Source organism: ANME-2 cluster archaeon (genome assembly GCA_014237145.1).
GTDB lineage: Archaea > Halobacteriota > Methanosarcinia > Methanosarcinales > Methanocomedenaceae > Methanocomedens_A.
Map to the genome: position 1 here is coordinate 17264 of JAAXOC010000093.1, position 13580 is coordinate 30843.

13 protein-coding genes are annotated in these 13580 nt (G+C 45.3%); 5 read left to right on the forward strand and 8 right to left on the reverse strand.

The window, feature by feature from the left end; genetic code table 11:
- Positions 1–13 precede the first annotated feature (13 nt).
- Positions 14–895 carry a hypothetical protein gene (locus tag HF974_12280; protein ID MBC2699086.1) on the forward strand — a complete coding sequence of 294 codons (882 nt, stop codon included), beginning with the start codon at positions 14–16 and terminating at the stop codon, positions 893–895.
- A gap of 2 nt (positions 896–897) precedes the next feature.
- Here HF974_12280 and infB read toward each other — a convergent pair whose 3' ends face one another.
- The 8 genes from infB to HF974_12320 form a co-directional block, all read right to left on the reverse strand.
- The gene (infB, locus tag HF974_12285) at positions 898–2628 is read right to left on the reverse strand and encodes a translation initiation factor IF-2 (protein MBC2699087.1); all 1731 of its coding nucleotides are present in this window, start codon (positions 2626–2628) and stop codon (positions 898–900) included.
- Between the two features lie 179 nt (positions 2629–2807).
- Positions 2808–3257 (reverse strand): nucleoside-diphosphate kinase, encoded by a 450-nt coding sequence (ndk, locus tag HF974_12290; GenBank protein MBC2699088.1) that lies wholly within the window; start codon positions 3255–3257, stop codon positions 2808–2810.
- 35 nt (positions 3258–3292) lie between these two features.
- On the reverse strand, positions 3293–3478 hold the full coding sequence (locus HF974_12295) for a 50S ribosomal protein L24e (protein ID MBC2699089.1): 186 nt from the start codon (positions 3476–3478) through the stop codon (positions 3293–3295).
- Positions 3479–3483: 5 nt separating this feature from the next.
- A complete protein-coding gene (locus tag HF974_12300) occupies positions 3484–3696 on the reverse strand; it encodes a 30S ribosomal protein S28e (GenBank protein ID MBC2699090.1) in 213 nt (70 codons plus the stop codon).
- Positions 3697–3706: 10 nt separating this feature from the next.
- Positions 3707–4075 carry a 50S ribosomal protein L7ae gene (locus HF974_12305; GenBank protein MBC2699091.1) on the reverse strand — a complete coding sequence of 123 codons (369 nt, stop codon included), beginning with the start codon at positions 4073–4075 and terminating at the stop codon, positions 3707–3709.
- A gap of 126 nt (positions 4076–4201) precedes the next feature.
- The gene (locus HF974_12310; protein ID MBC2699092.1) at positions 4202–7477 is read right to left on the reverse strand and encodes a S8 family serine peptidase; all 3276 of its coding nucleotides are present in this window, start codon (positions 7475–7477) and stop codon (positions 4202–4204) included.
- Between the two features lie 146 nt (positions 7478–7623).
- Positions 7624–8532, reverse strand: a complete 909-nt coding sequence (locus HF974_12315; GenBank protein ID MBC2699093.1) for a hypothetical protein — start codon at positions 8530–8532, stop codon at positions 7624–7626.
- Between the two features lie 229 nt (positions 8533–8761).
- Positions 8762–9379, reverse strand: a complete 618-nt coding sequence (locus HF974_12320) for an acylphosphatase (GenBank protein ID MBC2699094.1) — start codon at positions 9377–9379, stop codon at positions 8762–8764.
- A gap of 308 nt (positions 9380–9687) precedes the next feature.
- On the opposite strand from HF974_12320, the gene trpD reads away from it, so the two are divergent.
- The 4 genes from trpD to HF974_12340 all read left to right on the forward strand — a co-directional run.
- The gene (trpD, locus tag HF974_12325) at positions 9688–10719 is read left to right on the forward strand and encodes an anthranilate phosphoribosyltransferase (protein MBC2699095.1); all 1032 of its coding nucleotides are present in this window, start codon (positions 9688–9690) and stop codon (positions 10717–10719) included.
- A 34-nt stretch (positions 10720–10753) separates the two neighbouring features.
- The gene (locus HF974_12330) at positions 10754–11455 is read left to right on the forward strand and encodes a phosphoribosylanthranilate isomerase (GenBank protein MBC2699096.1); all 702 of its coding nucleotides are present in this window, start codon (positions 10754–10756) and stop codon (positions 11453–11455) included.
- A gap of 23 nt (positions 11456–11478) precedes the next feature.
- On the forward strand, positions 11479–13071 hold the full coding sequence (gene trpE / locus HF974_12335) for an anthranilate synthase component I (protein MBC2699097.1): 1593 nt from the start codon (positions 11479–11481) through the stop codon (positions 13069–13071).
- Positions 13068–13580 (forward strand): aminodeoxychorismate/anthranilate synthase component II (locus tag HF974_12340; protein ID MBC2699098.1); only part of this gene is annotated, 513 nt, incomplete at its 3' end. The genes trpE and HF974_12340, both read left to right, overlap by 4 nt.

The following is a 13580-nucleotide window of genomic DNA, read 5'->3' on the forward strand; positions in this document are numbered from 1 at the left end:
AGGGGTTTTAGCTATGGTCAATGATGCATCATCGGAATTTATCAGGGAGTTCGAAAAAAAGGCAGAATCCATAACAAACGATATCGACCGCTCCAAAAAATATAGGGCAGGTATCGCTACACTGGCACAAAAGGCAGTCGAGACAAACAACACCACATTTCTGGATGCTGCTGTACGGTTTACAGGAAAGATCATTGACGAGCACGATCGTTCCAAGGCATTTGTGGACATTGTCAGGGGCACGGCCAGAGTGGCTATAAACACAGCCGATGCAGAACTGGCAGGCCGGTCGCTTGAACTATCAGCCAATACCGAAGCAGGACACGACCACAGTCATGCCCTGCAGGGAGTAGTAGCCGCAATGGCAGAAATCGGAGCGAAAATGGATGATCCTGTCACCATTGAAGATTCAAAAGAACTTGCAGGTACCATTGAATATGATACATACCGCTCATCTGCCTGGAGGAGTATTGCCCGGACCCAGCACAGTAATGATGATACTCCGTCTGCTGTAGAATCTGCAAATAAAGCAATGGCGATCATTGATAAGTCAAAACTTATAGGCCAGGATATATACAGGGCATCTGCTTACGTTGACCTGGCGCGACTTTTTATTGATGTGGGGCAGGAAGATATGGCCCGGAAGTGCATTACTAAAGCTGTGGATAGTTCAGCGGGTCTGGAAGATGAGTTCGAACGCTCATCCATATTCCAGACCATTGCCGAGACCCAGGTAAGGATGGGAGTACGAATAAAAAACAGTGAGCTGCTGGAAGATGCTGTGGAATCCTTTGGTCATATCACCAGGGAATATTACCGGACATCGACAAGGCAGACACTTGCGAGTGTCCTCTCGAATCTAAAAGAAGATGAACTGGTAAAGAGAATGGCATGATCTCATTTGCCCCAGAATGGTTTGCCTCTTCGCTTGATCTCCAGGAACTTTTCAAGTGTTTCAATTTCATCCGGATTAAGTGATTCAATAAGTTCCTGTTCTACGATCTTTGCATGTCTTTCAGGTACTTCGATATAGAGCAGGTCTCCCTCATTGATCTGGCGGCCAACGATAGGGCCTTCAATTGACAATGCCACCTGTGCGCCATACCTTGCCTCACCCACATTCTCGCCGTTCTCCTGTATACCCTTGATAAAACCAATCCGGCTACCTTTCTCGTTCATCACGTTCAGCCTGGTCCTGATGATGCCGCCTTCAACTTCCACGCCCACTACAGCAGGTTTGCTCTGCCTGAATGTGTGGTCTGGCAGTAATCTGAACATGCCCGGTCTTATGACAGCCTCACTCTTTTGTTTCTTTGTCATTTCAGTCTGTTCGTCCACATGTTCTTCATAATCATCAACAAGCTGGTAGATAACACTGCTCATAAAGAGTTTGACATCGCTTTTCTGGAGTTCATCAAGTGCATCGGGCAGTATATCAACATTAAAACCAAGGATAACTGAGTATAACGGATCATCCAGGGCTTTGGCCTCAATAATATCCCGTCTGGAAATATTGCCCACATCTGCCTTCCTGATAGGGATCTCCTGGCTTTTCAGTTCATTGACCAGTGCTTCAAGGCTGCCTATGGTATCAGCCCTGATAATGACCCCTACATTGTCGGTCTCGATCCTGGTCTGCTCTATCTCTGACATGATCTCTTTTGATATCTCATCAGTATTTTCCCTGGTCACCACCCTTATGGGTGCACCGGATATTGCATTATCCAGCATGGGTGCTGAAATCTTCAGTCCTGCTGCAGCTGTTATATGCTTTATCTGCTTGAACTTCTCTTCTGCCCGGATCTCAGAGAGGGGTCTTGGTTTTAACAAAGCCCTGGTCCTGGTCACTATGGGTTCGGCCAGGGTACCCACAGCTATCATATCCCCTACCCGAATCTCCCCGTCATACAGGATGGCATCAAGGGTTATACCAAGTCCGCGTTCTTCTTTTACTTCAAGCACTACACCTACACCCGGACCAGTAGCATGGTATTCCAGGTTGGATTCAAGGAATTTCTGGGCCAGGCCCAGCAGGACCATAAGTATATCAGGTAATCCTTCGCCTGTTTTTGCACTAATTGGTATTATTGCAATGGTTTTCTGGAAGTCCCGAATCCTGTCATAACGGTCGGTACTGAATCCGAGTTCATACATTTTACCTACTATCTCGTAGAATTTCGTATCAAGTATTGACCTGATATGTTCGGGCTGTTTATTGAAGGAAGATATGAAGGATGACATAGGATGCGGGTCCCAGCCATGTATCCTGTCGATCTTGTTGGCAGCTATCACAAATGGTGTTTTGTAACGTTTCAGGATGTTGATAGCTTCGATGGTCTGGGGCTGGAATCCTTCATTGATGTCCACGATCACTATTGCCAGGTCTGCCAGTGCTCCGCCCCTGGAGCGAAGGGTGGTAAATGCATGATGTCCGGGAGTATCAATAAAAAGCAATCCCGGTATCTTGAACTTGCCTTTTGGGACAGAACCGCATATCCTGCTAATAACATCAAGGGGAACCTCAGTTGCACCGATATGCTGGGTAATAGCTCCGGCTTCACCGTCTACGATTGCTGTGCCCCTTATCTTATCGAGAAGACTGGTCTTACCGTGGTCCACATGACCCATAACACATACTATTGGTGTCCGGAGGTTCTTTTCTTTAGCAACTGATTTAGCCACTGGATATCCCCCTTGCTAAAATATTTTAACTGTGTATAACAAATTGTTCTTGACACAATTTAAAGATATGCATCAATAATACTGTACTCAAGATAGATAGGCCAGTGAAACCATCTATCATTAAGTTATTCGTAAAGCCACTGTTCATCTATCCGCAAATATTCTGATATCTCGTATTCACTAAAATGAATGCTAATTTCGCGTTTTGCAGATTCGGTAGAATCAGAAGCATGGACAATATTCCGCCCCGTATCCAGGCCAAATTCGCCCCGGATAGTACCTGCCGCCGCTTCTGATGGGTTGGTGGCACCGACCATTGTCCGTATCACTGATACTGCGTTTTTCCCTTGGAAAACTGTGGACACCGATGGCCCGCTGGTAATAAAGTCCAGCAGTGACTGGAAGAAAGGCTTTCCTTCATGTTCTGCATAGTGGGCTCTGGCAGTCTCTTCAGGGATCGTGTACATCTTAAGGGCAAGTATCTTCAATCCGCGTTTTTCCATGCGGGATATGACCTCACCCACAAGATTGCGCTGTACCCCGTCCGGCTTCACCATAACGTATGATAGCTGCATTTAAATTCCGACCTGATAGTAAAAAAAATATGAAATTATTTGCTTTTCAGTTTCCTGTACTCATCGGTCCACTCAACACGTCTGGGAATCCTGCCGAGTTTCATGTTGTTTTGACATTTGCTTGAACAGAAATACAATGTACTACCGTCCTTTTTGACAAACATCTTGCCTGTACCCATTTCGATGTCCCCTTTGCAGAACGAACATTTACGTGTTTCCATCAGGATCACCGTGTATTGAGTTTCTTTGCTTCTCTTGAAGTCTCAAGCAGCATCAGGATATCCCCTACCCTTATGGGCCCCACACAATTACGGGTGATGATCCTGCCCTTGTCCCTGCCGTCAAGAATTCTGCACTGGACCTGGAGAGCTTCACCGTGCATGCCGGTATTGCCCACGATCTCAATGATCTCGGCCGGAAAACCTAAATTTTCTGACATGATCTTGTTCCTACTTCAATGCCTGGGTCTTGTTGACCACATCATCGACCAGGTCTTTGGATTTGCCGGTTTCCAGGATAACTGACGCAGCACAGCCCACTTTCAGACCGCAGGCAGCACCCAGTTCTTCCTGTTTTTTTACATAGATATAAGGGATATTTTTCTCCTCACACAGGGGCGGCAGATGGGCCACTATTTCAGGGGGATTAATATCTTCTGCGATATATATCAACTTGGCTGTACTTCTCTCTGCTGCTTTTGTGGCTTCGTTCGTCCCTTTACGTACTTTACCTGTGTCCCTTGCAAGTTCAAGTGCTTCGAGTGCACTGTTCTCAAGTTCAGCAGGAACGTCAAATTTTACAAATATTGCTTGTGCCATGATTTTCAAATCTCCTTCCGGACAGGTTAATGTCCGTCATTATTCATCGGTTTATTATGTGATCGTAAGCTGAATTATTTATTCAGGTATGATTCGAACCCATCTATTACACGATAGGTAATATAACTATCGTCCTCGCTGCTGTCTCATATTGTTTATTCCCTGCAGTATTTCATCCTTCTTCAGGAAGATGATTACTGCGACTGCCAGGATAACGATAATGAACAGGACCCACAACATGATAGTACCTTCTTTGTTCCCGAGTTCATTTACATTTGTCTGGGAGCTCGACGTGATATTGGAGCTATGGGTTGCCATTGATGCAGGTGTATCGTGAGCTTTAGGAATGGCGGTAGGGGTAGAGATTGTTTCACTTGAGATGGCAAAAGGTGAGAAGCCTGGTGTTGAACTTGTAAAGGTTATGCTGTTTTCATTTCTTGTGGTTTCTGACGTAGGCAGCCGTTCCCAGGAGTCATCATTGTACCGGTAGAGCACAATGCTGCTTTTTTCAATATTATTTGAGTTTATCCAGTCAAGGGGGACTGTGAAGCTGATGGTCATATCTCTTATGTTCTTCTCGGTCGCCCAGCCATAGTTGCCGACCCAGATGTTGATATTTTGATATACCTTGCCAGGTGCGGGTGTATCTACCGTTGTGGATGTATTTCGTAGTAACTCTATCTTGGAGGCTACCTTACCTGCGCTTACCTTTGCTGTGAATTTGATGTTCTGTATGGGGATTTGTGTGTTCTCGAATAAGTAACTCACAATGTCGCCTTTGAAGATGGGGACGCGCTGGGTCTCGGTCTCAGCTATGTTATAGAAATCCTCACCTGAAGTGCCGCCGCCTCCACCGCCACCGCCGCCACTACTGGTGGATTTGGTACGTGTGACATTGATGAGGGTGCTGTTTGTGTTTCCGGCAGCGTCGGTGACATTTGCATATATCTGGTTTGAGCCCTCAAAGAGGGATGCGGTTGCACTGAAAGTACCGTTAAAGACGGTGCTGTTGGTTGTGGTCACTGCTGTGACACTGTTTACTGTCACGGTAGGGGGTGAACCTGTACCATTGACAATGCAGGTGACTTTGACCGAGCTTGCTGTGGTGGAATAGCCTTCAGCGGGGGAAGTTATAGTGATGGTGGGCGCAACATTGTCGATATAGAACATCCATGATGTGCTGTTCAAATGCCCTTCGTAATCCGAGACATTGAATGTGACATTTACGGTATCACCGTGGTTATATGCCACTGTGGTCGTATTTGTGAAATTGAATGTAAATCCGGAGCTTATATTTGAAAGTAATACTTGAATATCATTCACAGTCATATTGGCGCTGCTGGCATTGATCCCGGACCCTCTGTCAGTGGCGTTGATGCTTATTGTGGGAGTTTTATTGGTTGTGCCTGATAAAGGCATGTTGTCTGAGAGTATGGGGGAATTTGTGTCGCTTATGGTGATTATGGTGATCATGACAGTATTCTGCGTGCCGTTGTTGCCTGCGGTGTCGTTATACTGTATGGTATAGTTGAAGTCACCAAGGCTGATGTTTGTGTCAATAGGTACTGTGATGTTTGTGTTGTTAGTCCATGGTGTGGGAGGGACGACTATCTCTGTGCCGTTTCGCAGGACCCAGTAGTAACCTGGGTACAGGTCCGTGAGTACCCACTTGTCAAAGCTTGCTGAGGTATTTGCGAAAAACTCGGTGGTGGATGGGGTGGTGGATGTGGGTGCGGTGGTGTCCACAGTAAAACTGGCATTTGTCTGGTTATTCCAATTATTCATGCTGTCTTTGACCCTGGTGGTAATGCTGTGGACTCCATCTGGAAGTCTGGAAATATTTATAATCCTGGTCACATTTTCAAAACTTGAATCGAAGCTTCCGTCCACGGCACTCAAAAACGTAGAATTTTCCAGGTCATAGTCAATAAAATAATCTGCGTACGAAATGTTATTGAACAAATCTGAGATAGAAGCATTGAGAACCGGATCTGTATTAGTCAAATTTGGATTTATTGATACATTTGACACAGCCGGAGGCTGTATGGAAATGGCTTTCAAGACATCGATCCTTCCTGAACCATATGTGTTATCCTTCCCAGCATCACCCAGGTCAACGGCCGTATCTTCCAGCAGTTGCCGCACTTCCAGCGGAGTCATATCAGGAAATGCCTGAAGTATCAATGCTGCTGCACCTGAGACGTGTGGAGTGGCCATTGATGTGCCACTTTTAATATAATATCCACCATGATAGGATGTAGATTTTATTTTAACACCAGGCGCAGTCACATCAGGCTTGATATATTTATCACCAATCCATGTCACAGGCCCCCTGCTGCTGTAAGGTGCTATAGTATCGCTGCTGTCGGTTGAACCCACTGTGGTTGCATTAAACTCATCTCCCGGGCATTTGATTGTGGAAACACCAGGGCCATCGTTTCCCGCAGCAATTACCGGTAATACCCCGGCATCAATAATATTGTTTATCATGGTGGTCATGGAGGAGTCATTGGGGCCGCCAAGGGATAATGACACAATATCGGCACCATTGTCAATAGACCATTGTACACCATCAATAAGATCGCTGTAGGATCCACTACCACTTTCATTAAGCACTTTAACTCCGAATATATTAGAACCGGGTGCAACACCTGTCTTTTTTCCACCAACCCCCGTTCCTGCTACAGTACCTGCCACATGTGTACCATGCCAGTTGTCATCCATGGGTTCATCATCGTCATTGACAAAGTCATAACCACCTATATAGTTACTTTCAAGGTCTGGGTGATTATAATTTATTCCCGTGTCAATAATTGAAACATTTACTCCTGTACCGTTGATATTTGTGCCATTGTAAATTAAATCCCACACACGCGGCGCATTAATCTTTTCCACACCCCATACCAGGTTAGCAAGTACCGCCACATCATCCACATCATCCACAACCACGCTCTCCTCTAGCAGGTGCACCTCATAATCGGGTATGACCTGGGCCACATCATCCCGATTTGCCAGTTCCTCAATCACATCAGGTGTCGCTTCAAATGTTATTGCATTTAATATCCACAGGGGCCTGGCATTCTTCATTTTATCAGCCCCCTTTCCCTGCATAACGGAAATGAGATTGTGCTGGCTTCGAGCAGACTTTTGCTTTAGGGAATTCACTGTATCCATGCGGTGCTGTTTCTGATCCACATGACCCTGGACCTTTACTTCAGGTGCTTGATACTGTTCCTTCATTATCACGATGACACGGATCATGTCTTCACTGTTATTGGACTGGGACATGACTATCTGCCTGGAAAGTTCGGAGTGGATCTTAGGTTTATTGTCAAGGGCATCAGCTATGACAAATGATTGTACCAGTACTGCTGCCGTAAGAAAGATTACCCATTTTTTCAATTAATGACCCCGCTTTTGTCAAAGTATTGTATTCTTGAATTGGTATACGTACTATTAGGACATATTATTGTTTTTGTGGAATATAAATAATATTATTTCTTTTAATTATATCTTTTAAATAAAAATGGGTGTATATAATCCAGAAATTATTCAATATCCTCACCAGTAACAAGTGAAAATTCACCAGTAAGTACAACCTTCAGGATATCCCCCTCTGTAGTGACATCATACTGACTAAAACCGCGCTCTGAACCACTCAAGGCCAATTCATTAACATGTGCCGCACTCTCAGCAGACGGATTATAATAAATCGTCGTCCTGGTAAATGAGCCGTCATCATTCCTGTGCAACCCCATGTAATACAGGTCCGCAAATCCAACCCGGGAGTTTACAACCTGGAATTCGGAATAATCATCAGAATAATTAAGCACGGGCCTGAAAGCATCATAAGCAGTTGGTGGAACAGCAAAGCTTTCAATGATAGATATAACGGCTTCTGCTGATTCGCTTGTTGGTGTGAAAATTGTCGGCTCGCCCATGACATTAGTACCGGTTGTATCAAGTCGTGACAGGAGAAGGTACTGGTTATCACTTGAAGGTAATCCGATATATTCAAAGGATACTATTTTCGGGGTCATAGTGCTAAGCAGCAGGAACTCATTATTGAGGTCCTGGGAAAAATAGATATGTTTAGAAGAGGTCATGTACAGGTTGTCCACTTCCACCTTATTCCGCACATAAACAGTGGTCAGGTTCAAGGGTAGTTGCTCGTTCCATAGTTCCGGGGCAGTGGACTCGATATATTTCACATCCAGGAATTGGGCAACAAAGGTTTGCGGGTTTGACATCTGCAGCCCGTCTGCAATAGAATTAAAGCTGTGGAATACCTGCTTTCCGCCAACATTGAAATACTCATTGTCGGGATAATTAATATCTGTTTGGTCATTATTCTGGTCATTTGAATCGTCAGAGCCTATGAAATAAGCAACAGAAGATAGGATCATTGACAATATCATAAATGCAGCTATGAACTGGACACCCATTTTTTGATTCATTTTCAACCGTTCCTCTTATTGTGGTCACTAATGTTTGAGCATATATAATAATTGTTTGTTTTATGATAATGTATACTGAAAAGTGATATTTTAAGGATCATAAAATATACTGTGCTATCAGGTTTACAATCTTGTAAACTTTTCATTTTAAAATTTCTAAAATATATTATTACATTGTAAAAAAGGTGTAGTAAGTTATACATTATATATAAAAATAAATGAAGTAAAATTACCTCTTCACTATTGCTTCGGCAATCCTTTCTGGTAATGTATTAAAATTGTCATTGATGCCTTGCAATAACTCTGTATGTTCAGTCAATACTGATGTGTTTTCTTTCAGGTCATTAAGTAACCCTGTATGTTCAGTCAATACTGATGTGTTTTCTTTCAGGTCATTAAGTAACCCTGTATGTTCAGTCAATACTGATGTGTTTTCTTTCAGGTCATTAAGTAACCCTGTATGTTCAGTCAATACTGATGTGTTTTCTTTCAGGTCATTAAGTAACCCTGTGTGGTCAGATAAAATATTAACACCTTTGTCCAGCCTTTCACCAATCTCCCGCATATCACCAGATATAACCCTGCCAAAAGGTGAAGGTAAAATAATATCTTCCTTTATTTCTATGGTTTTTATTTCCGTATCTGGTCGCTTCACTTTTAAATCCTGAATAAATCCATCGATAGCGGATTCCAGCCCACCGGCCATTAACCCGACAGTATCTATACTAATATTAAAAACATATCCTGCCAAGCCCCTGGATAATCCATAACCTTCTACTAACTTTCTATATCCTACCATATTGACATTGCCTTTAACAATGGCCTGGATGTTTTTTACATTGTTCATTAATATCCTAATTGAATTTTAGAGTATAATAGTTTTGCCTCACCCTCCAACCCTTTTTGAAATAATATTGAGCTAAACAAACAACCATGGTCGAATGCCCAATGCATTAAGCATGAAATAATACAAGATTAATGTAGACAGATATTTCACAGATTTATCTCAGCCACACTTGAGATTAAGGACTATTTCGCACCAAATAATCAGAATAAAGCAGATCGAATAATTATTTGGATGTCATAAAGCTTATATATATTGTACGTATTTATACAACAATGTATATTATTGTACATCAAATATAGGTGATATTAATGATCGAATTCATCCAGAAAATTACAGCCGGAGAAAACCTTACATCAGAAGAATCGAGATCAGCCATCAACAGCATATTCACTGATGCCACCGACGCCCAGATAGGGGCATTCCTCACAGCCCTCAAAATGAAAGGCGAAACAGCAGAAGAGATCGCAGGCATGGCCATGGGTATGAAGGAAGCCGCAAACACCATCAACCCCAAGGTCAGCGGCACGCTGGTTGATACCTGCGGCACAGGCGGCGATTCATCCCACACCATCAATATCAGTACAGCCTCGGCCATTATCACATCGGCTGCCGGAGTGCCTGTGGCAAAGCACGGCAACTATTCCATCACATCAAAATCAGGAAGTGCAGACGTATTAAAAGAACTAGGCGTGAACATAGACCTGCCGCCAAAAAAGGTGGAGGAATCCATAGAAAAAGCAGGCATCGGGTTCATGCTTGCCCCTGTGTTCCATCCATCCATGAAACGTGTAGGCGGACCAAGAAAGGAACTGGGAATAAGGACAGTCTTCAACATCCTTGGCCCATTGACAAACCCTGCCAATGCCAAGTCCCAGGTTATAGGCGTATTTGATGAGTCATTATGCGAGACCATGGCAAATGTACTAAAAATCCTGGGAACCAGGCGGGCCTTTGTGGTACATGGAAGCGGCCTTGACGAGATATCCAACATCGACACCACTACAGTGGCAGAACTTAACAACGGCAACATCCGGACTTATTCACTGTCACCCGAAGAACTGGGGTTCGACAGGGCAACAATAGCAGATATCAGGGGCGATACCCCCCAGAAGAACGCTGCTGATATTGTGAAGATATTACAGGGGCAGAAAGGACCAAAAAGGGATATCGTGGTCATGAACTCTGCTGCAGCGCTGGTCGTGGGTGGTAAGGCATCTGACATAAAAGACGGTGTAGAACTGGCACAGCAGACCATTGACAGCGGTGCAGCTCTGGAGAAGCTGAAAAGTTTCGTAGAAGTGGCAGGCGACACAGGACAGCTTGGAAAATATATCTCATAAGATATAATCGATTGAAGGAGTCTTGTGAAGTTCCATGCACAAACCGGAAAATGACCAGATACAGCAATACCAAACCTTGCCCATCCCCAGGGTCAAGATCTGCGGGATGAAAGACCTGGATTCTGTAATGACGGCTGTGAAATACGGGGCTGATGCGGTAGGTTTTATCACCGAGGTACCTGTTAGTACGCCGCGAAAGATAGACAGGGAAACAGCCAGGGAACTGGTAGACTCCACACCTCCGTTTGTGAGTACAGTGATGGTCTGCATGCCGGATAGCCTTGATAATGCCCTTGAACTAACCGGTTTCGTTCAGCCTGATGCCGTGCAGGTTCACAGTTACATGTCACAGGAAGACCTCAGGTCCCTCAAGGAGAATACTGGCGTGAAGCTCATCAAGACCATACATATTGATGGCGGAACTGATGTGGGTAGTGCTGTAGATGAAATTAACGAACTGGACAATATTGTTGATGCAATTTTGCTTGATACTAAAATAGACGGTAAGACCGGGGGTACAGGGACTGTCCATGACTGGGCCAGGAGTGCCGAAATTACCCTGCACTCGTCCCTGCCTGTTGTACTGGCCGGGGGTCTCAATTTCGGTAATGTGGCAGATGCTATCAGGACCGTACGGCCCTATGGTGTGGATACAGCATCGGGAGTTGAGACAGGGAGTGTAAAGGATGAGGATAAAGTAATGATGTTCATCAATAATGCGAGGTTAGTTCAATGAATGCAATAAATGCAACGAACGCAATGAACAGCGTGCAGCTTGACCTGACTGAGACACAATTCTGCGAACTGGCAGCAGGGGAAAGACCCGCCATAATCCAGTTAAGTGCAAAGATTCCTGCACCCTGTACTCCGTTCCAGTTATACAGTGCCATGAAGGAACAAAACAGTGGAGTATGCAGGTATTCGTACCTCCTGGAATCTTTCCTGGAATCTGTGGGAAAGGAACAGCGTCATGCCCGGTTCTCCTTTGTGGGTTCTGATCCTGATGCCGTGGTTACGGTAAAGGATAGGAGAGTGACACTGGAATATCCTGCACAGACTCCCATGATACAGCATGTAAAAGGAAACCTTGCGAAGGTATGCTATACCAACGGGAATAGCGAGGGACAGGAGGGTGAGATCAAGCCGGGATATGATACACTGGATGCTGTACGCTCGGCATTTCCGGCAAGTGGTGCAGTATTCCTGAACAGTACATCCTTTGACCGCCAGACATTCATGGGCGGTGCAATCGGATTCAATGCTTATGACCTGGTGTACGATTGCTGGCTGGACAGGCAGCAGGCCCATACGTCGGATTTCCCTGATGCCCAGTTCGCACTGGTGAGTAAAACCGCTGTTTTCGACCACCTGGGCGATACTGTACATGTGGTGTTAACCCCGTTCATCGGGAAAGATGATGATGCCGCATACATCTACCACCAGGCTGTTGAAGATGCCGCCAGCATGCTGGCTTTGATGCATCAGGCAGGGAAAGTTGAATTCTCAATATATGATGTATGTCCAATTGATGATCCTTCATGTAATATGACAAGGTCACAATATGAAGATTCTGTGAAAAAGGCAAGGCAGCATATCATTGATGGTGATATCTTCCAGGTGGTGCTGTCCCGGCGCTATGAGATCAAGCTGGAACAGACACCTGTGGAACTTTACCGGCGGCTGCGTGAGGTGAACCCAAGTCCTTATATGTACCTGTTAGAGTTCGATGGTACAGGTATTATAGGTGCCAGTCCCGAGACCCTGATGACTGTACACAACAGGAAGTTAATAACCAATCCCATTGCAGGAACCTGCCCCCGTGGGTCCACGCCCGAAGAGGATGAGCAGTTGGGTCATGAGATGCTGGGTGACGAGAAGGAACGGGCAGAGCATGTGATGCTGGTTGACCTGGGGCGCAATGATGTGAGAATGGTAAGCGGACCCGGAACTGTGAAAGTTGAAGATTTCATGAGCGTACTGAAGTACTCCCACTTACAGCATATTGAGAGCACAGTGACCGGAATGCTGCGTGATGATTGCGACCAGTTCGATGCGGCAAGGGCCATATTTCCGGCAGGTACGCTGTCCGGGGCACCAAAGATACGGGCCATGGAGATCATCGATGACATGGAAACCACTGCCCGAGGCATCTACGGCGGCGGTGTGGGTTACTATTCCCTTGACGGGAATGCGGACTTTGCTATTGTGATACGTACGGTTATCATGAAGGACCAGAAGGCATACATCCAGGCCGGGGCCGGTATTGTGGCTGATTCGGACCCTGCATACGAGTACAATGAGACCGAGCGGAAGATGGCTGCCATGATGAAAGCTATCGGGGGCAAAGCATGAAGGTCTTGTTCGTGAACAACAAGGATTCCTTTGTGTGGAACCTGGTGGATTACGTGTCAATGTTCGAGCCCGATACCGTTGTGGTACCAAATACCATAAGCCCGGGCGAGGTTGAGATAATTGGGCCTGATGCTATTGTGATCTCGCCAGGTCCTGGAAATCCGCATAATCCGGCTGATATTGGCACCTGTATTGATATAATTAAAATATTCGGGCCTGAAATACCCACATTGGGTGTATGCCTGGGTCACCAGGCTATTGCTGCGGCATACAGGGCAAGGGTAATACATTCACCATCCGGCCCGGTACACGGCAAGACTTCAGAGGTCATACACTGTAAAAGCGGGATATATGAAGGGCTGCCGTCTGTAATAATCGGGGGCAGGTATCATTCACTTGTGGTGGATGAAGAGAGCTTGCCTGATGAACTGGAGGTCACGGCCAGGACCGGAGATGGAATTATAATGGGGATAAGGCACCGGGAATATCCTGTGGAAGGGATGCAGTTC

What these genes read in the sequence shown, in the direction of transcription:
- HF974_12280 (MBC2699086.1), top strand. Translation starts at nt 14, where the DNA reads ATGGTCAATGATGCATCATCGGAATTTATCAGGGAGTTCGAAAAAAAG.
- infB (MBC2699087.1), bottom strand. Translation starts at nt 2,628, where the DNA reads ATGGGTCATGTGGACCACGGTAAGACCAGTCTTCTCGATAAGATAAGG.
- ndk (MBC2699088.1), bottom strand. Translation starts at nt 3,257, where the DNA reads ATGCAGCTATCATACGTTATGGTGAAGCCGGACGGGGTACAGCGCAAT.
- HF974_12295 (MBC2699089.1), bottom strand. Translation starts at nt 3,478, where the DNA reads ATGGAAACACGTAAATGTTCGTTCTGCAAAGGGGACATCGAAATGGGT.
- HF974_12300 (MBC2699090.1), bottom strand. Translation starts at nt 3,696, where the DNA reads ATGTCAGAAAATTTAGGTTTTCCGGCCGAGATCATTGAGATCGTGGGC.
- HF974_12305 (MBC2699091.1), bottom strand. Translation starts at nt 4,075, where the DNA reads ATGGCACAAGCAATATTTGTAAAATTTGACGTTCCTGCTGAACTTGAG.
- HF974_12315 (MBC2699093.1), bottom strand. Translation starts at nt 8,532, where the DNA reads ATGAATCAAAAAATGGGTGTCCAGTTCATAGCTGCATTTATGATATTG.
- HF974_12320 (MBC2699094.1), bottom strand. Translation starts at nt 9,379, where the DNA reads ATGAACAATGTAAAAAACATCCAGGCCATTGTTAAAGGCAATGTCAAT.
- trpD (MBC2699095.1), top strand. Translation starts at nt 9,688, where the DNA reads ATGATCGAATTCATCCAGAAAATTACAGCCGGAGAAAACCTTACATCA.
- HF974_12330 (MBC2699096.1), top strand. Translation starts at nt 10,754, where the DNA reads ATGCACAAACCGGAAAATGACCAGATACAGCAATACCAAACCTTGCCC.
- trpE (MBC2699097.1), top strand. Translation starts at nt 11,479, where the DNA reads ATGAACAGCGTGCAGCTTGACCTGACTGAGACACAATTCTGCGAACTG.